We start from the raw sequence: 22400 nt of genomic DNA, 5'->3' as shown, positions 1-22400 counted from the left end.
GCGCCTTTCGGATCGGTGCGGGGCATGCGCGGGTGGGCTGCCCCGGGGTGCGTCGGGTGGGCGGATCGGGGTCGCCTGCGGCCTCGTGGGCGTCGGCGGATCCGGTGGCGCGGTACCTGTGGGAGCGGTCGAGCGGGCGTACGGAGGCGCGGCGGTACGGCAGTTCGGCGGAGCGGCAGTGCGGCGGTACGGCGGTTCGGGTTCAGCGGGTGCGCGAGCGGGCGACCAGGACCAGGAAGCCGAGTGCCAGCACTATCGGGACGGCGTGCGAGACGCCGACCACGGTCAGCGGGCTGAACAGCGCCAGCAGCGAGCCGCTCAGCAGCATCCCGGTGCCCATGCCGACGTTCTCGGCGGAGGCGAGCAACCCGAAGGCCTGGCCGCGCCGTTCGTCGGTGAGGGCCTGGATCCGGGTGGTGTACGAGATCTCGGTGAAGCCGTCGCCGAGCCCCGCGCCGATCGCCACCAGCAGGAACAGCGGGGTCGGCAGCCCGGTGAAGACCAGGATGAAGCAGCCGGACATCAGGCAGGTACCCAGGGCGAAGGCGCGTTCGCCCGGCTCGATGCCCCGGCGCAGCAGGAGCCGGGAGACCAGTTGTTGGGCGGCCAGGTTGCCCACCGCCCAGGTGGCCCAGAAGGTGCCCAGCAGCGCGGCCGGGTTGCCGGGGTCGTGCTGGTTGGCGAAGACCGGCAGGCTGATGTTGTGGGCGGCCGAGCCGAAGGCGTCCAGCAGGCGGATCCCGGCCATCGCGCCGACCACGGGGGCGGCCCGCAGGACGATCAGGGCCTGCCAGCGGCTGCCGAATCGTTTCCCCTTCCCGCCGTCGGCGCCACTGCCGCTGCTGCCATCGGTACCGCTGTCGGCCCCCGCGGCTTCGGGCCGGGTGCGCAGCGGCAGCCGGAGCACCACGGCGGCGAACACCACGAAGCTGGACGCGTCGATCAGCAGCGCCGCCCGGAACCCGGCCCAGGCGACCACCACACCGGCGGAGGCGAAGCCGAGCACCATGGCGGCCGAACGGCAGCTCGCCATCAGGCTGTTGGCCCGGGCCCGGCGCTCGGAGCCGACCATCTCCGGGATGCTGGTGCGCAGCGCGACGGCGCACACCGCCGCCGCCCCGCCGAAGACCAGCGCGAGCAGGTAGAGCACCGGGATGCGGGCGGGCGCCGGGACCAGGGCCACCACGATCAGGGCCACCGCCTGGGCCAGCGCGCAGCCCGTCATCAGCCGTCGCCGGTCGGTCCGGGCCACCAGCCGCCCGGAGACCAGCCCGCCGACCAAGCCGCCGGTCAGCCGCAGGATCAGGTACCCGGCCGTGCCGAGCGCGTTCCCGGCCGCCTCGTAGGCGAACAGGCTGAGCGCCACCAGGTCGAGCTGGCTCCCGTAGGTGGACAGGGCGTCGCCCAGCGCCAGCCGGTAGAACACCCGGGGCAGCTTCTCGACGGTCCGGGGCGGTACGTGCTGTGCGGTGTCCGGCACCGGTCCCCCAGGAAGGCCGCGTCGGTCGTCTCAGTGTGACATTGCACGGCAATCTAGGAGCCACCCACGGGTAGATCAAGTGTTTGATCGTCCACTGTCCGAAAGATCGTGAGTTCGGCCGACTCGGGACCATCTTTCCGGTCAGGCTGGCGAGTTGGTGCCGGTACGTCCGATCCGCGGACCCCGCCCCCGTCGGCCTTTCGTCACCCGCAGCACGACGTCGCGTCGACCCGCGTCTACATGTCCATGACACCATGACCGACGAACCGTCATCAGCTCCCCCCGACCGGCCCCGACCGGCCCCGACCCACCCCGACCCATCCCGACGAAAAGGACCGCCGTGAAGCGCACCGCCGCCCTCTCCGCCGCCCTGGCCCTCACCCTGGCCGTCGGCGTGCTGTCCACCGCGGGCAGCTCGTCCGCCGCCGACCGCCCCGGCTCCGCCCACCGCACCCACCAGCACGGCCGGTACGGCACGAAGACCCCCTACGAGCCGCAGGGCGGGCCGGACCGCTACCAGCAGCCCCCGGCCGGCTTCCGCCCGGTCTTCACCGAGAACGTCGCCCGCCACGGCTCCAGCGCCATGTCCGGCAGCGACGACGCCGACACCGTGCTCGCCGTCCTGGACCAGGCCGGGCGGCAGCACGCCCTCACCGACCTCGGCGCCGAACTCGCCCCCCAGGTGCGGTCGCTCCGCTCCGCCGCCGCCACCCTCGGCTACGGCAACCTCTCCGCCCGCGGCGCCCTGGAGCACCGGCGGACCGCGCTGCGCCTGGAGCAGCGACTGCCGTCCCTGTTCCGGGAGATCACCACCGGCAAGGAGCCCGTGGTGGTGGAGACTTCGGGCGTTCCGCGCGCGGTGGCCAGCGCCGACGCCTTCACCGCGGGCCTGACCGCCGGCGACCCCGCGCTCGCCGACCTGATCAAGCCCCCGGTCACCGACAAGGACCTGCTGTACTTCCACAAGCAGCCGCAGAACGCCGACTACCGGGCGTACCTGGCGGACGACCCGGACCTCGCCGCCGTCCTGGACCGGACCGAGGCCGATCCGCGCACCGCCGAAGCCGCCCGGCACGCCCTCGCGCGGCTGTTCCGGGCCGACTTCCTCGCGGCGACGTCCGTCGACGACCAGGTCTCCTTCGCCCGCTCGCTCTACGAGCTCTACAGCGCGGCTCCCGACCTCAGCGTGGAGGCCCCCGGGGTCGACCTCACCCGCTACCTCACCGACCACGACACCCGGTGGCTCGCCTACCTCGACGACGCCGAGGAGTTCTACCAGAAGGGCCCCGCCTTCCGCGGACGCACCATCACCTACAAGATGGCCGGCGTCCTGCTGGACGACCTGCTCGCCCAGGCCCGCGCCAAGGCCGCGGGCACCAGCCGCGACGGCGCGGTGCTGCGCTTCACCCACGCCGAGGAGATCATCCCGCTCGCCGCCCTGCTCGGCCTGCCCGGCAGCACCGAGGCCGCCGACCCGGCGCAGCCGTACACCTACGCCAACAACCCGTGGCGCGGCGCCGACGTCGCCCCGATGGGCGCGAACATCCAGTGGGACCTCTACGAGGACTCCCCCTCCGACGGCCGGCCCGCCGAGCACCTGGTCCGGATGCTCTACAACGAGAAGGAGACCGCCTTCAAGCCCTCCTGCACGCCGGTCACCGCCGGCTCCGCCTTCTACCGGCTGGACGAACTCACCCGCTGCCTCGCCCACGGCTGACAGCCGCCGACATGACGGGACCCCCGGGCCGACGGCCCGGGGGTCCCCGCGTCGGACGGCGGGATCAGCTCGGGGAGCCGGACCACGTCACGGTCTTCATGCCGACACCGAAGTAGGTGAAGGCGACGGTGAACGGGTCGGCCGAGGCGTTCGGCAGAGCGTACGCGGAGACGCTGGTGGCCTGCTCGCCCGGCGCCACCATGCCGCGGGGGATCTTCATCCGACGGCTGCCGTCGATCAGCGCGGTGACCAGGGTCCCGTTGGAGTCCTTCACGGAAGGCAGTCCGTAGGCGTCGAGCGGGACGTCCTTGGAGCCGTTGTTGACGATGGTGATCGTCACCTGGATGAACTTGGAGTTCTTCGGTGCCGCGAACACCGTCTCGTTCGGGACGTACGGCTCCGGCGCGGCCATCGAGACCTTCAACCCGTCCGCGAAGGTGTACGACTGACCGAACCCCAGATGACGGGCCTTCTCGTCGGCAGCCCTCGCCTGCTGCTCCTCCTCGATCTTCTTCTTCGCGGCGTCGAGCCGCTCCTTCTCCTTGGCGACCCGCTCGGCTGCGGCCCGGTCCGCCTCGTCGGCGCGGACCCGCGCGGCCTCCGACTCGGCCTTGCTCTGCTCGTGCGCCCGGTACACCCCGTAGCCGACGAACACCCCGGCACCGACCGAGACGACCAGCCCGGATATGCCCAGGATCACCCCGGCGAGCGCGACCCCCCGGTTGTTCGCCACGCCCTTGCGGGCGTTGCCCAGGCCGACGATTCCGAAGATCAGGGCCAGCAGGGCGGGCAGCCAGGACACCCAGAAGAAGACGATCAGCAGGCCGAGGACGACGCCGATGATGCCCAGCACCAGGGCGGCGGTGCCCAGCCCGTTGCGGGGCTGCGGCGCGGCCACCGGGTACTGCGGCCAGTACGGGTAGCCCGGCTGCTGGCCGTAGCCGGCACCCGGAGCGGGCGCGGGGTACGGCGACGCGAACGGCGCGGGCGCCCCGACGGCGGCGAAGGCGTCAGCCGGCGCGGGCGCTTCGGCGGGCGCGGGGGCGTCAGCGGGCGCGGGGGCGTCAGCGGGCGCGGGGGCGTCAGCGGGCGCGGCAGCATCGGCGGCTGCCGGAGCGTCAGCAGACGCCGGGGCGTCGGCCTTGGTGAGCGCGACGGTGGGCGCAGGCGCCACGGCGGGCGCGGGAGCGTCAGCAGACGCGGCAGCATCGGCGGCTGCCGGCGCGTCAGCAGACGCAGGAGCCTCGGCCACGGCGGGCGCGGGCGTCGTGGCCTCGCCCTCGCCCGGGGCCTCGCTCTGCCCCGGGGTCAGCGGCGCCTCCGGGTCGGCGCCGGCGGGCACCTCCCCGGACTGCGGTCTGTCGGGCGGGACAGGAACGGTCATACGAGATCCTTCGGAGACGTCGAGACGATGAGTCGATGAGTCGATGAGCGGCTGATCCACCCCGGGCCGAGGTCCTTCCGAAGTCCCCCCGCGCCGACGGCCCGACCGCCGGGACAGGGGCGGTCCGGGCCGGACCCGCGCGTCGGCAGCCCGGAACGGGCGCGCGGCAGGGTCGGCGAGTGATCAACATACAGGTGCCCGCCGACAGCCCCGACACCCCGGGTACCGGAACAACCCGGAAACAACCGCCGTGCTTCGTCCCCGCCCGACCTCGTCGGATATTCGCTTGCCGGTCCGCTGCAGCGGTCGATTGAATGTCCCGCGTGACCACGCAGGTACCCCCACCGTCGTCCGTGCCGATCGGCGCCCTCGTCCCGCTGAGTCGACCGGGCTGGGCGGAGGCGGGCCGGCACCTGCTCGCCGGGCTGGAGACGGCCGTCCAGGAGGTCAACGACGCCGGCGGGATCGCCGGTCAGCCGCTCGACCTGCTGGTCCGGGACACCGCGGCCGATCCGCAGCGGGCCACGGCCGCGGTGGACGAGTTGGCCGGGCTGGGGGTCGCCGCCGTGGTTGGGGAGTACCACAGCGTCGTCGCCCGGGCCGTGGCCGCCCGGACGGAGGCCCTCGGGCTGCCCTACCTCTGCTCCTCGGCCGTCCTCGACGCGCTCGCCGACCGTCCGACGGACCGGGTCGCCCGGCTGTGTCCGGCGCAGTCCCACGGCTGGCGGGTCTACGCGGACTTCCTCCTCGACGCGGGCCACCGCCGGATCGTCGCGGCGACCCAGCCGAGCGTCTACTGGGCCGCCGGGGCCCGCATCCTGCGCGAGCACCTCGCCCCGCGCGGCGGCGCCATCGTCGAGCTGGACACCGGCGCGCTCTCCCCCGCTGAGCTGTGCGGGGAACTCCTCGGGCACGGTGCGACGGCCCTGCTCCTCCTGGTCGGCCACCCCGAGCCGGCCGTGCCGATCGTCCGGGCGGTCCGCGCCGACCGGCGCCTCGCCGAGGTCCTGATCGGCGCCCCGGCGGGGCAGCCGGAGTTCGCCGAATGGCGGGCGCTGCTGGGCGACCAGGGCACGGCCGTCCCCTTCCTGCGCTACCTGCCCGAGCAGCTCGGCCCCCGCGGCGAGCGGGTCGCCGCGGCCCTGCGCGCGCGGCTGGGCGAGGAACCGTCCTTCGTCGCCTTCGAGGGCCACGACACCGTCACCGTCCTGGCCGAGGCGCTGCGTTCCGCCGGGACCGACCACCAACGCATCGCCGCGGCCTGGCCGCAGCTCTCCGTCGAGGGCACCCGCGGGCCGATCCGCTTCACCCGACCGCCCGGCTCCGCCGTCTGGCAGTGGGCCTGGCCGCCGGTCCAGGTCGTCGACCGGGACCCGTCCGCCCCCGACCGCTTCCGGGTCCTGCGCACCGGCTGACCACCGACCGGACAGGGCCCAGGTCCTGTCCGGCCGATCTTGGCGGATCAGCGCGCGACTCCCCCAGCCTTCGGCCGGGAGGTACCCCCACTTCGCGCCCGGCTGGGCGTGCGCCCGAGTCGGCCTCGTACTGGACGTACTTGGACGATTCGGGCGTGCGTCCAGGCGGGATGCCCGGCGTCGCGCGCCCGGCAAGATCGGCCGGACAGGGCCTAGCCGACCGCCGGACCCGCCGCGACGCAGAACTCGTTGCCCTCCGGATCGGCCATCACCACGTGGTGCCCGTCGTGCTCCGCCAGGACCCGCCCGCCCGCCGTCACCAGCCGGGCCGCCTCCGCCCTGATCCGCGCCCAGCGCTCGGCCGGGCCGCCGTGGCCCGGCACCCGGATGTCGATGTGCAGCCGGTTCTTCGCCCGCTTCGGCTCGGGCACCCTGAGGATGGACAGCCGCGGCCCGGCCCCCGCCGGGTCGCAGAGCCAAGCGCCGTCGTCCGCGGAGTCGTCCTCGGGCAGGTCGAACTGCGCGAGCCACTCCTCGCGCGTCCGGAACGGGGGCGGCGGCGGCTCGTCCACGTACCCGAGGGCCGTCTTCCAGAACTCGGCGAGCAGTCGCGCGTCGGCGCAGTCGAGGGTCAGATCGATTCGGGCAGCCATGTCGCGACCGTACCCCGCCCCACCGACAGCCCCCCGCGACGGCGGCCCGCCGATCTGCCGCCGGCCCCGGACGGCTGAGCGGCGCCCGACAACTGAGCGGCGCTACAACCAGCCGCGCTCGTCGGCGGTCCGCAGCGCCTCGGTCCGGTTGCGGGTGCCGGTCTTGGCGATGGCGGCGGAGAAGTAGTTGCGGACGGTGCCCTCGGACAGGTAGAGCTTCCCCGCGATCTCGGCGACCCCGGCGCCGGAGCGGGAGGCGTTGAGGACGTCGCGTTCGCGGGCGGTGAGCGGGGAGGCGCCCGCCGCGATGGTGGCGGCGGCGAGCTCCGGGTCGACCACCCGCTCCCCCGCCGCCACCCGGCGGATGGCGTCGGCCAGCACCTCCGCCGGGGCGTCCTTGACCACGAAGCCGAGCGCGCCCGCCTCCATCGCCCGGCGCAGGTAGCCGGCCCGGCCGAAGGTGGTGAGGATCACCACCCGGCAGCCGGGCACCTGTTGGCCGAGCACGGCCGCGGCCGCCAGGCCGTCCAGTCCGGGCATCTCGATGTCCAGCAGGGCGACGTCCGGCCGGTGCTCGCGGGCCGCCTCGACCACCTGGTCGCCGCGTCCGACGGCGGCGACCACCTCGAAGTCCTCCTCCAGGTCGAGCAGGGCGCCGAGCGCGGTGCGGACCAGTTCCTGGTCCTCCGCGAGCAGCAGGCGGATCGTCATGTCGTCCTTCCAGGGTGGGCGTCCGACGGCCGGACGGTGACCAGCAGTCGCCAGCCGCGCGGTTCGAGCGGGCCGGCCTCGACCGTACCGCCCGCCGCCGCGACCCGTTCCCGCAGCCCGGTCAGTCCCTTTCCGCTGCCGATCAGTCCGCCGCCGGGGCCGCTGCCGGGGCCGTCGTCGCGGATCTCCACCGAGGTGGCGGTCAGCAGCACCGAGCAGCGGTCGGCCCGGGCGTGCCGGACGACGTTGGTGAGGCCCTCGCGCACCACCCAGCCGAAGAGCTCGCGGTGCTCCGGTCCGACCGCGTCGGCCGCCGACGGCAGGTCGGCCACCACCCCTGCGGCGCGCAGCAGTTCGCGGCCGCGGGCGAGTTCGCCGGCCACCGTGACCTCGCGGTAGCCGGTGACGGCGGCCCGCACGTCGGCCAGCGCCTGGCGGGACAACGACTCCACGGCCGTCATCTCGGCCACCGCCTGGTCCAGGTCCTTGGCCGCCAGCCGTTGGGCGAGGCGGGACTTGACGGTGATCGCGGTGAGCGAGTGGCCGAGCAGGTCGTGCAGGTCGCGGGCGATCCGGTTGCGCTCGGCCTCGGAGGCCAGCCGGGCGACCTCGGCCCGGGCGGCGACCAGGGCCTCGTTGGTGGCGGCGATCTCGGCGAAGGCGCCGCAGGTGAGCGTGGTGAACAGCAGGGCCAGCGCCTGGAACCCGCCGGGCCCGGTGTGCCAGGCGGGCACCGCCCAGGGCACCAGCAGGGCGGCGAGCGTCCCGGCGGCCGCCAGCTTGACCAGGTGCTCGCGCCACAGGATCCCGGCCACCGAGACGATCACGGTGGCGAGGAAGAAGGCGTCCGCGTGGGCGGCCGGCAGCGCGGCCAGGAACAGGGCGGTCATCGCCGCCAGCAGTCCCTTGATCCAGCGCGCGCGGTGGTCGCCCCCGGTGAGCCCGGAGACGATCGCGAGCAGCACGAAGCAGAGGCAGAACGCGGCGACCACGGCGTAGCCGGCCACCGCCGCCGTCCCGCCGACGTTGCCGCTCATCGCCACCGCGGTCAGGGCCGGGAAGACCAGCATCCCGGTGCCCAGCACGGTCCGCCGTACGCCCCCCGCCCAGTGCCGGGCGGGGGCCGGCGCGTTCTCGTGGTCGAGGTCGCTCACCCTCGCGTTCCTTCCTCTGGTCCCAGGACCCATCGAACGTCTCAGGGTCGGTCGAACAGCGTACGCAGCTGCCGTCCGTTGATCACCAGCGCGACGCCCAGCAGGGCGAGGCCGCAGCAGCCCTGCTCGATCTTCATCCAGAGCGGGAACATCCCCGGCACGGCGATGATCACGGCGATCGCGACCAGCATCACCCCGGAGACGATCCGCAGCCGCCGGAAGGCACCGCGCGAGCCGCGAGCCGCCCGGACGGTGAGCAGCAGGGTGACGGCGGCACCGACCAGGACGAGGGTGCCGCGCACCCACACCGCCGGGGTGATCAGGTCGGTGTGGGAGCGGAGGGCGTACGCGGCCACCAGCGTGAGCGCACTGAGGCCGAGGTAGACGAGGACGCAGTTCCGAACGGTGCGGAAGGCCCGCCGGGTGTCGGGGTGGTGCAGATCGGTGGAGGTCATGCCCTCATCGTGGCCGCCGTCCGGGGCCGGTCGGCAGTGTGCTGCCACACCCCCGCACCATGACAATTGTCAGCCCCGCGCCGCAGTGGTCGGCCCCGCCCGGCCGGCCGATGCACCGGGCGCGACGGTGGGCCCGGAGAGTCCCGCGAGCCCCGGACGACGGGGGGAGGCCCCCTCGTTCCGCTGAGAGGACCTCCCTCGTTCGGTGTTCCCGGCAGCGCCCGCACGCCGCCGCTGGTGGTGGGCCGGGCGTCCCGCATCCGGGGGTTGATGCGGGACGCCCGGCCCGGTCTCGGGGAGCGGCCGTCCGTCAAGCCGCCCGGCAGCGCAGCAGCGCCAGCGTGGGGTTGGCCCGCCAGTCCTGCCAGTAGGCCTCGCCGTGGGCCCGGACGCCCTCGTCGCTCACCTGGACGGGCTCCCAGGTGAGGTCGGTGAACCCGGCCGCCCGCAGCGCGTCCTCGTAGACGGTCCGGCGCGGCATGTGCGCGTTGATGGTGATCGGCGGATCCAGCAGCGCGGTGATCCGTACTCGGGGGCCGGACTCGGCCTCCCCGTCGTACTCGTGCAGGAACCCGTAGGCGCGGGTGCCCGGTCCGTCGAACCGGTAGCCGGGGTTCTGGGTGAGGGTCAGGAACTCACCGCCGGTGACCAGCGCGCGGCGGATGCCCACGCACATCCGCTTCATGGCGGTGGGACTCTCGGCGTAGTTGAGCAGGTAGGCTGCCGTCGCCAGCTCGAACGGGTCACCCGGCAGGGCCAGTTCGGCCACGTCTCCGACCTCGTAGTCGACGCCGAACGGCCGCTTCTCCTCCAGCAGCCTGGCCGCTTGGATCATGGCCGGGGAGATGTCGACCCCGGTCACCCGGCCGGCCCCGAGCGCCTTGATCCGCCGTGTGTAGTAACCGGTGCCGCAGGCCAGGTCGAGCACCGACCTGCCGCCGACCCCGTCCAACATGCCGAGGAAGCTCGGGACTTCGGAGTACCGGATCATCGGCAGGGACTTGAATCCCTCGTAGGCGGCACCGATCTCGTCGTACTGGTCTGCACTCACGATGGCGTCTCCTCGTCGTGTCCATCGGGCGGGTGGGTTCCGTCATGCGGTGGCTGCGCCTGCGGCTTCCTCGGCACCGGTCCGCCGCTTCCGCAGTGCCACGAGCGCGCCGAGCAGGGACAGCAGCACGATCGCCGCGCCGACGTATCCCAGCACGTTCACGGCGGTGCCGCCGTCCAGCAGCCGCGAACCGGCCCAGGAACCGGCCGCGTTGCCCAGGTTGAACGCCGAGGCGTTGGCGGCCAGCACGAGGGTCGACCCGCCGCCGGCCGCGCCCAGCGCCCATGCCTGCAGGGGCGGCACCAGCGCCCCCGAGGCCGCGCCGATCAGCAGCACCGCGAGACCGGTCGGCCAGGCGTGCCGGGCACTCGCACCGATCACCAGGAGCATCACCGCCAGGACGGCCAGCATCCCGGCGATCGTGCCGCGCAACGACCGGTCGGCCAGCCGACCGCCCAGCGCGTTGCCGACGAACCCGCCGAAGCCGAAGACGAACAGCAGGCCCGCCGCCGCGGATTCTCCGAAGCCGGTGAGGTCGCGCAGCAGCGGGGTGATGTAGCTGTACAACAGGAACCAGCCGGTCTGCGAGACGGCGGTGATACCCATCGCCCACAGCACCTGGGGCCGGCCGAGCACCCTCAACTCGGTGGCCACCGAAACCTGCTGGCCGCCGCCGAGGCCGCCGGGCACCAGCAGCACGATGGCCACCAGGCCGAGGACCGCGGCGCCGGCCACCGTCCAGAAGGTGGCCCGCCAGCCCCACTGCTCGCCGATCACGGTGCCGATCGGGCCGCCGAGCACGGTGGCCAGGCCCAGGCCGCCCGCCACCCAGGCGATGGCGGAGGCCTGCCGGTTGGGCGGCGAGAGCCGCAGTGCCAGCATGATGCAGGCCGCCGCGAAGGTGCTGTGGGTGAGCGCCGCGACGGTGCGGGCGCCCATCAGCATGGTGAAGCCGGGCGCCAGGGCACCGGCGACGTTGGCCACGGCGAAGACGCCCAGCAGCGTCAGGGCCAGCGGCCGGGGCGCGAACCGCGCTGTGAGCACGGTGACCACCGGACCGCCGACGGCCACCGCCAGCGCGTAGGCGCTCAGCAGCTGACCCGCCTTGGCGACCGTGACGTGCAGGTCAGACGACACGTCGAGCAGCAGCCCGATCAACGCGAACTCCGCCGAGCAGAGCGCGAAGACGGAGAGCCCGAGGGCCATCAGCGGGATCACCGAGAACCGTTCGGCCGGACGGGCACTGTCCGGCCCGTCTGCCACGGGTGCCGGCTCGGGCGCCTCGATCGACGCCGGTGCCGCGGACTGCGGATTCGTGGGGGCGGACAAAACGTGGCCTCCTAGCCGTTGGGCCGAGTACGTGGTGGGTGCGGACGACCGACCCCGGGGCCGGAGGGCCGTGATCGGCCGAGGTCCAGCTCCTCGTCTAGGTCGAGTTCATCCTATGTCGTTTCGACACACTGAATCGTAGAAGCATCCCGCCCGGCGATTCAAGGGGAACTGACGATCGGTCGGCCTGGCCCGATCGACTGCCATCGACTCAGGAAGGCTGCGTGGCAACCCGGTTCGGGCCGCCGGAGCCCCACCGGGGAGCCGGCGGCGTCCACTGCGCGACCACGGCGAACACCTCGTCGGCGGACCGGACGGGGATCAGCGAGCGGCTCTCCGCGTCGCTCATGAAGCCGTAGTTGGCGCTCTTCCGCACCAGCGACAGCAGCCGGTTCCAGTAGTCCTCGGTGTTGAGCAGCATGACCGGCTTGCCGTGATGCCCGAGCACCAGCGACGCCCAGACCTCGAACAGCTCCTCCAGGGTGCCGACGCTGCCGGGCAGGGCGACGAAGCAGTCGCCCAGTTCTTCCATCATCGCCTTGCGCTCCCGCATCGACTCCACCACGTGGCATTCGGTGAGCGAGCCGTGGGCGACCTCGGCGTCCGCGAGCGAGCGCGGAATGACACCGATCACCTTGCCGCCGTGCGCGAGTGCCGCGTCGGCGACCACACCCATCAGGCCCACGCTGCCACCGCCGTAGACGATGTCACAGCCCCTCTGGGCCAGCCGGGCCGCGAACCGGCCGGCCTCCTCGGCGAACACGGGCCGGTTCCCGGCCGAGGACCCGGCGTAAACGGTGACACGCATGTCTGGACCTCTCGATGAGGGCCCCGCCGGGGTTCGCACCCCGGCGGGGCGGAGCCACGGGTTCGTTACGGACTGACCCGGCCGAACTTCTCGAACGCCGCATGGGTGAGCGGCATCAGACGGGCGAACTCCGCCTCCATCCCCTCCGCGACCAGCTCGATCTCACGCTGCGGCGAGGAGGGGTAGGCGGCGTCGGCGCGCTTGGTACGCAACCCGAGGAAGTGCATCAACGCCCGTGCGTTGCAGGTGGCGTAGACGGCGGAGTAGGTGGCGACCGGCAGCACCATGCGGGCGATCTCCCGGGCGATGCCGCCGTCCAGCATCCGGGTGTACTCGCGGTACGCCGCCCCGTACACCAGCTTCGCGGAGCTCTGCACGCTCTCCAGGTCGCCCGGGGCTCCGGCCACGTAGTCGTAGTGCCCGGGCTTGCCCTCCTGGCGCAGCAGCCGGTCGGTGTCGGGCACGTAGAAGACCGGGTTCATCTCGCGGTAGCGGGCACTCTCCTCGTTGAACGACCAGATCCGGTGCCGCATCAGATGGCGCACCGTGAAGATCGGTGCGTGCACCAGGAAGGTCAGGTAGTTGTGCTCGAAGGGGCTGCCGTGCCGGCTGCGCATCAGGTAGTCGATGAGCCCGGCGGCGTAGCCGTCGCCGCGCTCCTCACGATGGGCCCGTTCACCCGCGGTGGACACCCGGGCGGCGCGCACCACCCCGATGTCGTCGGCCCGGTGGTCCACCAGCTCGACAGTGATCTTGCTGCACAGCACGATCTCGGAGTCCAGCTCAAGCTCTGCGGCGGACACCGCCGGCTCGATCATGGAGGTCATGTTCTGCCACCTCGTTCTGTTCAGGGAGCCGAAGGCTCCGTTTCAGGGTGAAGGTTCCGATCGGACGTGAACCGCGCGGTGGCGGTGGGCGCCTGGGCGGCCAGCGCGGCCGCGAGCAGCACCGTCAGCGAGGTCAGGACGGCCGCCGTTCCGTCGGACGCGCCGCCCGGCGCGAGGGCGTCGACGACCAGCGCCCCCAGGGTCTGGCCGGCCACCATGGCGAGCCCGGTGACCAGGACACCGATGCGGCGTACCAGCAGGACGGAGGCGAGGACGAAGAGCAGGCCCAGGAGTCCGCCGGAGTACAGCCCGACCCGGTCCGGCCAGTGGTGCGGCAGGCCGTGCCGGACGCCGGCGACCACGAGGGCGACGCCCAGCACGACCGCCGCCAGCAGGAAGTTGAGGGTGACGGCCGGCCAGGGCGTGCGGGCCGAGACATTGAGGCGCCCGTTGACGGCCATCTGCCAGGACAGCCCGATGCCGCCCAGCAGCGGCAGCATCGCGAGCCAGACCGAACGACTGCCGATCGAGCCCAGCAGGGGCACGGCTACGGCCGCGGCCGCCAGTACCGCGCCGAACACCCGCCGGCCGGTGATCCGGCTGACACCCGACGGCCCGAGGCCGAAGTGGTCGACCCACAGCCCGCTCAGGGTCTGACCGCCGACCAGCGCGACCGTGTAGGTGGCGGCGCCGAGCACGGAGGTGCTGACGCCTTGGGAGAGCACCACCACACCGCCGACCAGTCCACCGAGGAACTGGTGCGGGCGCAGCCGTTCCCGCCCCGCTCCGGTGCGCAACGCCCCCGCCAGCCGCACCACGCCGGCCCGGAAGGAGGGCAGGAGCGGGCACACCAGCAGCAGCACCAGCAGGCCCACGCCGTCCGACAGGGCGGCTGCCGCGACGCCGTCGTGGACCTCGGTGCCCAGCCGGCCGTTGACCCAGGCCTGGAGCGAGAGCACCGCCCCGGCGAGGAAGGCCGCGCTCAGGGCGGCGATCCGCGCGCCCCCGCGTACCAGGTCGGTCATATCCCGTAGGCGGCGCTGAGCTTGCCGACCAGGTAGGCGCCCGAGGTGGTGGGCTGGTGCCGGGGCGGGTTGTCCGGGCCGGCGCAGGTGGGAATGCACTCGATCCGCGCGGTGTAGTTGGGCTGCAGGAAGAACGGGATGGAGTACCGCTCCCGGTGGGCGGCCTCGCGCGGCGGGTTGACCACCCGGTGGACGGTGCTGACCCAGCGGTCGTTGGTCCAGACCGCCATCAGGTCGCCGATGTTGACCACGAAGGTGCCCTCGACGGCCGGCACGTCCAGCCAGCCGCCCGACTTGTCCCGTACCTGCAGTCCGCCCGGCGCACCGTCCTGGTACAGCACGGTCAGCAGACCCCAGTCGCTGTGCACCCCCTTGCGCAGTTGGCCGGGCTCCGGCGGATCATCCTGCGCCGGGTAGTAGTTGGCCGTCATGTTGGAGATGTGGTGGTCGATCTTGTCGAGGAACCAGTCCTCGTTCAGGCCGAGCGCCAGCGCCATCAGCCGGGTCAGCTCCCTGGCCAGCCCCTCCATCGCCCGGTAGTAGGCGAGGTAGGACTCTCGGAAACCGGGCAGCCCGGGCCACTTGTTGAGCTTGGCCAGGCCCACCCGGGCGCCGTCGGGGATCCCGGTGGCCCCGATGTCGCCGAGCCGGTTGTAGGTGTAGGTCTCGGAGAGGTCGGCCAGCCGACGGGCCGTCACGGCGTCGACACCCTCGTTGGCGGCGGCGAGGTTGCCCTCCACTCCGAAGCCGCGCATCAAGGGGTCGGCGGGGTCCGCCAGCAGTCGGCGCTTGGTCTCCGGGGGGAGCGCGAAGAACTCCTTCGTGGCGCGGTAGACGCCCTGGATCAGGGAGTCGGGCACGCCGTGACCGCTGACCGCCATGAAACCGCTGGTCTCGCAGACCTCTCCGACGGCCCGGGCGACGCTGAGCCTGCGCTCCCAGTCCCCGCCCCGGGCCGCGGAGAGGTCGATGATCGGCACGTAGCCGTGGGCGATCGTGACGGGCGTCTGCTGCGCTGCTCCGGAGTCGAAACCGGGTTCCTGCCGTTGGGTGAGCATGCGTCACCTTCCTCCTTCGCTTGCTTCGGTGGCCTGCACCAGCGCACAGACCCAGGTCAGACCGGCCCCGGCGCCGATGAGCATCGCCATCTCACCGGGCGCGAGCGTCTCACCCTCGTAGAGTTCGTTCAGATCTGCGGCCCAGTCGCCACAGCCCAGATGGCCGGTGAGGTCGTCGAAGCGCAGGATGTCCGCCTTCAGCACGTCCCGAAGCGCCGGCAGGTACAGCGCCGTCAGGCCGCTGGTACCGATGCGCGGCAGCACCACGTGGCGCAGCCGGCTGTCGTGGGCGTCCACTCCGGCGTCCCGCAGGGTCGCGCGGACCAGGCCGGTGATCTGCCCGTAGGAAACCTCCCGGAGCCGTTCCGAGCCGTTCCGGGCCGAGTCCAGCACACTGAACGGCAGCTCCACCTGCATCGGCATGTCGGCGAAGGGTCGGTCGCCGCGGACCAGCACCTCCAACTCCGGTGCCGCGTAGGTGTTGACGGCGAGCAGTGCGAACGGGGCGTCGGGAGACGGGCCGCGCTCCAACAGGACCGCGGTACCGGAGTCGCCGAGCGGCATGGAGGGCTGGAAGTTCCAGCGGTCGATGCCGGGCAGCACGAACCGGTCGGATGTGGAGACCAGGGCCCTGCGGGCGCCGGGGTCGGCGCGGAGCCGCAGGGCGGCGTCCTGGAGCGCCAGGCCCCCGCCGTCGCACCCCTGATGCAGGGCGAGCGGCAGGCAGTGGGGCCCGGCCCCGAGCTGCTTGGCGACGTAGTGCGGCGGCGACCACATGTCGTGGCCCTGGTGGTAGATCCAGGTGTGTACCAGGACGTCGAGGTCGCCGCCCTGCCAGCCGGCCCGGTCCATGGCGATCCGGGCCGCCCTGACCGCCATGTCCGGCGCCGAGACGTCGGTTGCGACCGGCAGGCCCGTGATGCCCATCCGCTCGGCCACCTCGGGAGCGAGACGCCCTTCGGCCACCGCCCGCTCGGTGGTGTCCAGCGTTTCGGGCAGCCACACGCCGACCGCTCGGATCCGCACGTCGTTTCCGAACCTCATACCGCTTCCCTCCGGGGACGCCATTGACAGTATGCAAGCACCAACCTCGGGGGCTGTCAATATTGTCATTGACATAAATGGAGGTCAGTCATGAAAGCATCCGGCTCACATCACGCCGACCGGATTCTCGCCGCGGTCACCGCACCGGCCGTCCCGGCGACGGCCGCTGCCGCCATCAGCCACCAGGCCCGCCCGGCCCCGAGCTCGTACAGCTGCCCGAAGCCGAACGGACCCACCGCCGCGCCCAGCGAGACACCCATCTGGGTCAGCGCGGTGGCCGCCCTCTCCCGGCCCGGATAGGCCGCCCCGGCCAGGTAGTGCAGCAAACCCGCCCAGCCCCAGCCACCGGCGTACCCCAGGAACGCACCCGCTGCCCCCAGCGGCCTGGAGCCGGCGGCCAGCAGCGCCGTGCCGACCGCCCCGATCGCGAACATGGCCGTCAGATCCCGCCAACCCCGGCCCTGGGATCGGTCGGTGACCCACCCCGCACCGATCCGGACCAGTACCGAGAGCGCGGCGGCCGCCGCCGCGAGGAGGCCCGCCCCGGTGAGGTCGAACCCGTCCCCGACCAGGGTGAGGATCAGGAATGCACCGAGACTGTTGCCGATCGCCGCGCCCAGCAGACCCACCCCCGCCAGAGCCGCCAGCCGGCGGTCCCAGCCCAGCCCTCCGGACACCGGTCCCCGCCACGGCTCCCCGGGCCCTCGCAGCGCCAGCACGGCCGCGTACCCCAGGCAGACCACCGCCCCGCCGCCGAACACCGCACGCCAGCCGAGCGGTACGGCCGCCACCGGCATCACCACACTGCACAGCAGGGTCGCCGCCGGCACCGCCGCCTGCTTCAGCCCGAACGCGCGCCCCCGCACCCCGGGGGCGCAGCGCCGCAGCAACGCCTGATTTCCGTACGGCTGGCTGAAGCCGTACGCACCGCCGCCGAGCGCTCCCCCGGCCCACAACCCGGCCGCCGGCAGCACGGCCACCGCGGCCAGGGCCACCGCCGTGACCAGCATCGCCGCGGCCAGCACCCGCTCCGCCGCGAGTGGCACCCGGATCCGTCGACTGAGCCAGGCCCCGATCAGCGAGCCCAGCCAGAAGACGGACAGCACCGCGCCGAGCCCGCCGGCGCTCCAGCCCAAGTCCCGGTCGATCAGAGGGGAGGCGGCGCCGGGCAGGAACACCGGTGTCGAGGTGAGCGTGGTGGTCGCCGCCACGTGCCAGGCGGTGGCCAGACCCCGCGGTTCGCGGCGGCCGCTCCCCTCGTCGTCGGGCGGCGCGAGCGGCTCCGCCTCCGGCGGCCCGCCCGGCCGGACCCGGTTCCTCACGCGGCCACCTCGTGCCGAGCCGGCAGCGCGGCATCGAGCAGTGCGCGGGCGACGGCGTCGGTCTCCTGCACCGTCACCGATCCCACCGCCGGGCGAATGCCGACCGCGGTCACCCAGTGCACGCCCTCCGTGGGCACACCGATCGCGAACCGTCGGGGATGCGCGTGCCCGCGCCGGTCGACCAGTCTGGAGGGCGACCCGGTGACCGCGAGCGCCCCGGTGTCGTAGCCGGGGCCGTCGGGGTCGGGCACCACGTAGGAGGCGGCCTCGCCCCTGGCCAGCAGGGCGCGCAGCAGGGGGTCGGCCGTGCGGCTGAGTCCGGGCTCGGGCAGGCGGGCCTCGATCAGCACCTCGGCCCGCACCGCTTTCCCGGCGACCGCCGGTGACCAGGCGGTGAAGCCCGGGCCCGCCGGGTCGGGCTCGATCCTGAGGTCGGGGCCGACCAGGCGCAGGATCCCCGCCTCCATCAGGGCCACCGCCTCCTCGATCCGGCCGCGCGGTGGGCCGATGGACAGGAAGGCGTTCAACGGCGTGTACCAGCCGCGCAGTTCGTCCCGGTAGGAGGCACCGGTCAGGCCCGCGTGGTCGACCAGCTCGCGGATCTGGTTGCGCAGGTCGCGCAGCACGTCCAGGGCCGCCTTCACCGGATCGGACAGGTTGCCGCGAGCGGCCCGCGCCACGTCCTCCCGCAGGTGCTCGGCGGCCCAACGGTTGTAGTGCGCCGATCCGGTGAAGGCGCGACCGGCGGCCGGCCTGGCGAGCCGCTGCCAGACCCAGCGGTCCGCCGGGCCGATGCCGGCGGCGTCCAGCACCGCCGCCTCGGCCGCACTGCCCCATGGCGCGGCCAGCAGTCGCTGCCGCAGCGCCGCGTCCGCGGTACCGCCCCGCCCGCTGCGGCCGGCCAGCAGGGTGTAGTAGACGGTCTCCACCTCCTTGGCGACGTACGGCCAGATGTCCCGGCACAGGGACAGACCGCCACCGCGCGCCCCGCGCTTGCGCAGCACCTCGACCACCTCCGGGGTCAGCACCGCCGGCTCGTGCACACCGGACGGGCCCTTCTCGTTGGCGCCCCGGGCCTGGTACGGCAATCCCCGTCGGGAGCCCGCGAACAGGACGGGCTCGCGCCCCGAGGGGAGGTAGCCGAGCCGCCCGTCCGGGCCGCGCCGGAAGGACCCTCCGCGCCCGGTGGTGAGCAGTGCCAGATGGTCGAAGAAGCACAGGCCGAGGCCGCGCAACAGCACCCGGGCGCCCGGGGCCACGCCCGACAGGTCCGTGTCGGCCGGGTTGGCGGGCGCGACGTAGCGCAGGCCGTGGCGCTCGGCGAAGACCTCGAGTCCGGCCTCCTGCGGCGTCGGCAGCCCGGGCAGGTGCCCCTGGCTGAGCACCACCGCGTCGAGTCCACCCAGCACCGTGCCGCCGGCCAGCCGCACCACCTGCCCGGCATCGTCCTCGGTCAGCCCCACCGCGCGGTCGCGGTGGATCCGCACCGTCATCCCGTCCGGGAGCTGACACAGCACCCGCTCCAGCGCCCAGCGCAGGTACCTGCCGTACCGTGCGCGGGACGGGTAGTCGTCCGGCCCGGGTGCATCGGCCCGCTCGTGCGGGTCCTGACGTGCCCACTCGTAGAGGCTCGGGCCGTACAGCAGCGGAACGGCGGGGCCGGCGGTGCGGTCGGCGAACACGGTGACCTGCGAGGCGACGGTGTTCATCAGGAGGCAGTCCGCCTGGTCCGTACGCCACACCGCGCCGGCGCCGGCGGGGTACGGATCGACCAGGTGGACCACGACCTGGACCCTCCGGACACCGCTCCTGGCGCGTGCCACCAATCTCTCCAGGCAGGACAGCCCCCTCGGTCCGACGCCGACGATGCATAAGTTCACGGTCCTGGTCACAGGTCTCCTGAGGTGTGAGTGGGCAGGACGGCAGGCCGCGCACACCGGGAGGAGCCCGGGCGCGGCGCAGCCGACGCGGGGAGTCAGGAAGTGCGGTGCGCGGGGCTCGGGAGGCTGCTACGACCGACCGGTCGAGCGCCACCCCGGGTGGCGGGAGCACCGGTGCCGACGAGCACTGAACCCGCCGCTGCCCAGCCGTGGATCGTCCACTCCATCACGCTGACCCCCGTAAGCGCGCCTTCGACCGGCGACGACGCACGGCCGCACCGGATCGGTGGGCCGGCCGCACGGCCGGTCAGAACGTATGCATCCTGCCCAACAGTCGACGCGGATAAAAATAGCTCTTGGGCTGGACCTATAGCCCCTGGGAATGAATCCGACGGCGCAGGAGCGCTCGTGCCGCGGCCAGCGGGGCCGGTCTCAGGAACGGGCGGGGCGCTCGTCGTGCGCCGCACCGGCGGGGAGCAGCCCTGCGACCTCGGAAGCTCGCCGGTAGCAGGCCAGCGCCCTCCGGACGTCACCGTCGGCCTCCAGCAGCGCGGCCAACTCCAGGTAGGCCGCCGCGCCCTGGCGCTCCGCACCCACCAGCGTCAGCAACTCCGCCGCCTCCTCGAAGTGCCCCGAGGCACTGCCCCGGTCGCCGAGACGCCACTCGGCGTCCGCCAGCACCAGCAGCGCCCGGGCCCTGGTGCGCTGCCACGCCGGACCGACCCGTTCCAGCGCCGCCAGCGCGGTCTCCCGGGCGGCCTCCGGCTGCCCGTCGGCCAGCAGCACCCGGGCTTGGGCGGTTCTGGCCGCGGCGGCGTCGGCCGGGGTGCCCCAGGCGAGCAGTTCCTCCACGTAGGGCGCGAGGGCATCAATCGAGGAACCGGCCTGGTCCGCCGTCACCATCGGTGCGGACAGCCTCAGCCGGGCGGTCGGGCACAGCGCGTCACCGCGGTCGCAGACCTGGACGGCCCGGCCTGCGAGCGCCACCGCCTGGGGTAGCCGACCGGCCTGGCCGGCGGCCTCGGCGGCCTCGGAGTACGCCAAGGCCGCCGCGGTGCGCGAGAGTTCCGCGCCCCAATCGCCGCCGAACTCGGCGACCAGCTCCTCGAGCGCCTCCTCCTGTCCCAGGTCCCAGCGGAACTCGGCGACCAGGCCGGCCAGGTCGAGGCCGACCGGAGTGGCTCCGAGTTCCAGCTCGCGGGCCGCCGCCAGGGCCTGTTCGGCCTGCCGGGCGCCGAGTCGCAGCTCGCCCACCTCGCGCAGGCAGCGCGCCAGCGAGCTCACCGTCTCCAGCCTGAGCACCGGGTCGTCGCCCAGCTCGGCGAAGGCGTCCAGCCACGACTGGTAGAGAGCCGCCGCCTCCACCAGCCGGCCGGCCAGCTCCAGCGCCCGCGCCCGGCCGCGCTGGGCGTCGGCCCGGCGGCCCGGGGCCGCCTCGCTTCCGGTGACCAGCTGGGCGAAGAGCTCCGCGGCGGCCTCCGGCCGACCGGTCGCCAGCGCGAGGCGAGCCCGGTTGAGCAGCAGCTCCGACTCCAGGGGCTGGGTGGACGCGGGGCGTGGCACAGCCGCTCCGGTGTCGCCGACCAGCTCCTCGGCCGAGATGCCGAGCCTGGCCGCCAGCTTGACCACGGCCTCCTCGGTCGGCAGGCGCCTGCCGCTCTCCAGGAGGCTGATGTAGCTCGCCGAGATCTCCCTGCCACCGAGCTCGCTCTGGCTGAGGGCCTGCTGCCGCCGCAGTGCGCGCAGCCGACGGCCGAAGGGGGTCTCGCTCAACGCCGCACCTCTTCCCGGTTGTCACAGCCCCTTCCAAGGTCTTGTCAAGATAGTCAACAACTCGGCAAGGGCGTCCGCCATGCTACCGCTTGAACACGGCCTTGACGGTGAAGATGGCTGTCATCGCAGGTCGTCCACGGAACATCCCTCGTGGGCGGACCGGCGCTCAGCGGTTCGTTCGGTAACGAAGAGTTCCGCTGCGGCCAGTAGTCGGTCGCCGAGTGCGGGCGCCCCCACCGTGCAGTCGACCCCCTCCCCCAGACAGAGTCGCAGGTCGGCGCCGACGCGGCGGGCGGCCAGCGCGAAGCGCACGCTGTCGTCACCCAGCGGCAGCCAGATCCGGTCGGCCTGACTGGGGGCGACCCGGAAGCCGCGCAGTTGGAGTTCCTCGCGCAGCCGCTCCCTCTCCCGCACCACCGCGTCGACACGGGCCCGCACCTGCTCCGGCGCGCGCAGCGAGGCGAGCGCCGCCCGTTGGGCCACACCACTGAGGTCCCCCGGCAGGATCTGGCGCTGGATCAGGTCGGCGAGCTCCGGTGCGCAGGCCGCATAGGCCAGGTCCAGGCCACCGAGTCCATGGACGGCGGACAGACTGCGGACGACCACCAGTCGCGGCCGGCTCGCGGTCAGAGCTGCCGCGGACACGAAGTCGGGGTCGCGGACGAACTCCCAGCCGCTCTCGTCCAGGACCACCACGGCCTGCGGTGGCACCCGGCTCAGGAAGCGCTGCAGCCGGTCGCCCGACAGTACGGACCCGGTGGGATCGTGCGGATTGGCCAGGGCCACGACCAGTGGGCCGCAATCGTGGTCGACGGCCAGGGCATCGAGGTCCTGGCCGCCACGGGCATCGAGCGGGACCCGCACACAGGCGACGGCGAGCCTGCGCGCCAGGTCGGCGCAGGCCTCGAAACCACCGACCGACACCCGCAGCCGGACGGCCGGACTCTCGGCGGCGAGGGCCCGCAGCAGCGCGAACGTCAGACCGAGCGCACTGGCGCCGAGCACCACACCGTCCTCGGTCACCCCGGCGACCTCGGCGATCCCCTCGACCAGGTCCGCGCCCAGCGGCCCGCTCGCACGCCGGCCCTGCAGAGCCCTTCTGGCAGCCCCCAGCGCGCTGGGCAGCGGGCCGTGGCCGATGAACTGCACCTCCTCCTCCGAAGCCTGCGACGAGGCGCACCGCTCCCCCATAACCTCATCCCTTTCGCCTGCGACGTCCTCGCCTCACGCCAGCGACGTCATGACCAGATCGAATTCTTCGGATGCTACGGAGCCGAGTTCACCCGAGGGAAATATCAGCTCTGCCGTACTCAT

At 73.5% G+C, this 22400-nt stretch carries 19 protein-coding genes; 2 read left to right on the top strand and 17 right to left on the bottom strand.

From position 1 onward, the window contains the following. Positions 1-202 precede the first annotated feature (202 nt). Positions 203-1480, bottom strand: coding sequence for an MFS transporter (locus tag ACIP4P_RS03625; protein WP_400914309.1), 1278 nt, complete (start codon positions 1478-1480; stop codon positions 203-205). Between the two features lie 340 nt (positions 1481-1820). Between ACIP4P_RS03625 and ACIP4P_RS03620 the strand changes: the two genes are divergently transcribed. After that, positions 1821-3197: a histidine-type phosphatase gene (locus tag ACIP4P_RS03620; protein WP_400914307.1), complete on the top strand. Its 1377-nt coding sequence runs from the start codon at positions 1821-1823 to the stop codon at positions 3195-3197. Between the two features lie 64 nt (positions 3198-3261). Here the strand turns inward: ACIP4P_RS03620 and ACIP4P_RS03615 are convergent, their stop codons facing one another. Further along, on the bottom strand, positions 3262-4581 hold the full coding sequence (locus ACIP4P_RS03615; protein WP_400914306.1) for a DUF4190 domain-containing protein: 1320 nt from the start codon (positions 4579-4581) through the stop codon (positions 3262-3264). 314 nt (positions 4582-4895) lie between these two features. Between ACIP4P_RS03615 and ACIP4P_RS03610 the strand changes: the two genes are divergently transcribed. Next, a complete protein-coding gene (locus tag ACIP4P_RS03610) occupies positions 4896-5996 on the top strand; it encodes an ABC transporter substrate-binding protein (protein ID WP_400914303.1) in 1101 nt (366 codons plus the stop codon). A gap of 212 nt (positions 5997-6208) precedes the next feature. Here the strand turns inward: ACIP4P_RS03610 and ACIP4P_RS03605 are convergent, their stop codons facing one another. From ACIP4P_RS03605 to ACIP4P_RS03535, 15 genes are all read right to left on the bottom strand, one after another. Beyond that, positions 6209-6649 (bottom strand): VOC family protein, encoded by a 441-nt coding sequence (locus ACIP4P_RS03605; protein ID WP_350510679.1) that lies wholly within the window; start codon positions 6647-6649, stop codon positions 6209-6211. 102 nt (positions 6650-6751) lie between these two features. Further along, the gene (locus tag ACIP4P_RS03600) at positions 6752-7360 is read right to left on the bottom strand and encodes a response regulator transcription factor (RefSeq protein WP_350510680.1); all 609 of its coding nucleotides are present in this window, start codon (positions 7358-7360) and stop codon (positions 6752-6754) included. Continuing rightward, positions 7357-8514, bottom strand: coding sequence for a sensor histidine kinase (locus ACIP4P_RS03595; RefSeq protein ID WP_400914299.1), 1158 nt, complete (start codon positions 8512-8514; stop codon positions 7357-7359). The genes ACIP4P_RS03600 and ACIP4P_RS03595 overlap by 4 nt, the downstream gene beginning before the upstream one ends. A 41-nt stretch (positions 8515-8555) precedes the next feature. Next, complete coding sequence (locus tag ACIP4P_RS03590) at positions 8556-8969, bottom strand: hypothetical protein (protein WP_400914297.1); 414 nt, start codon at positions 8967-8969, stop codon at positions 8556-8558. Positions 8970-9279: 310 nt separating this feature from the next. Beyond that, a complete protein-coding gene (locus tag ACIP4P_RS03585; RefSeq protein WP_400914295.1) occupies positions 9280-10020 on the bottom strand; it encodes a class I SAM-dependent methyltransferase in 741 nt (246 codons plus the stop codon). Positions 10021-10062: 42 nt separating this feature from the next. Continuing rightward, entirely contained in the window at positions 10063-11349 is a 1287-nt protein-coding gene (locus tag ACIP4P_RS03580) for an MFS transporter (protein ID WP_400914294.1), read from the bottom strand. Positions 11350-11560: 211 nt separating this feature from the next. After that, a complete protein-coding gene (locus ACIP4P_RS03575; RefSeq protein ID WP_400914292.1) occupies positions 11561-12157 on the bottom strand; it encodes a TIGR00730 family Rossman fold protein in 597 nt (198 codons plus the stop codon). A gap of 65 nt (positions 12158-12222) precedes the next feature. Next, entirely contained in the window at positions 12223-12975 is a 753-nt protein-coding gene (thyX, locus tag ACIP4P_RS03570; RefSeq protein WP_400914436.1) for an FAD-dependent thymidylate synthase, read from the bottom strand. 29 nt (positions 12976-13004) lie between these two features. After that, positions 13005-14009 (bottom strand): DMT family transporter, encoded by a 1005-nt coding sequence (locus ACIP4P_RS03565; RefSeq protein ID WP_400914290.1) that lies wholly within the window; start codon positions 14007-14009, stop codon positions 13005-13007. Continuing rightward, on the bottom strand, positions 14006-15067 hold the full coding sequence (locus ACIP4P_RS03560; protein ID WP_400914288.1) for an isopenicillin N synthase family dioxygenase: 1062 nt from the start codon (positions 15065-15067) through the stop codon (positions 14006-14008). Before ACIP4P_RS03560 ends, ACIP4P_RS03565 begins: the two co-directional genes overlap by 4 nt. 3 nt (positions 15068-15070) lie before the next feature. After that, positions 15071-16111, bottom strand: a complete 1041-nt coding sequence (locus ACIP4P_RS03555; RefSeq protein ID WP_400914285.1) for a ketoacyl-ACP synthase III family protein — start codon at positions 16109-16111, stop codon at positions 15071-15073. Positions 16112-16221: 110 nt separating this feature from the next. Then, the gene (locus tag ACIP4P_RS03550) at positions 16222-17433 is read right to left on the bottom strand and encodes an MFS transporter (RefSeq protein ID WP_400914283.1); all 1212 of its coding nucleotides are present in this window, start codon (positions 17431-17433) and stop codon (positions 16222-16224) included. Further along, a complete protein-coding gene (locus ACIP4P_RS03545) occupies positions 17430-19313 on the bottom strand; it encodes an FAD/NAD(P)-binding protein (RefSeq protein WP_400914281.1) in 1884 nt (627 codons plus the stop codon). Before ACIP4P_RS03545 ends, ACIP4P_RS03550 begins: the two co-directional genes overlap by 4 nt. Before the next feature lie 432 nt (positions 19314-19745). Continuing rightward, entirely contained in the window at positions 19746-21086 is a 1341-nt protein-coding gene (locus ACIP4P_RS03540) for a helix-turn-helix domain-containing protein (protein ID WP_400914278.1), read from the bottom strand. Between the two features lie 120 nt (positions 21087-21206). Further along, entirely contained in the window at positions 21207-22235 is a 1029-nt protein-coding gene (locus tag ACIP4P_RS03535) for an aminotransferase class I/II-fold pyridoxal phosphate-dependent enzyme (protein ID WP_400914276.1), read from the bottom strand. Between the last annotated feature and the right edge of the window lie 165 nt (positions 22236-22400).

The sequence above is a fragment of the Kitasatospora sp. NPDC089509 genome, assembly GCF_044749365.1.
Lineage (GTDB): Bacteria > Actinomycetota > Actinomycetes > Streptomycetales > Streptomycetaceae > Kitasatospora.
The sequence above is the reverse complement of the archived record's forward strand: the minus strand, read 5'-3'. Positions and strand labels throughout refer to the sequence as shown.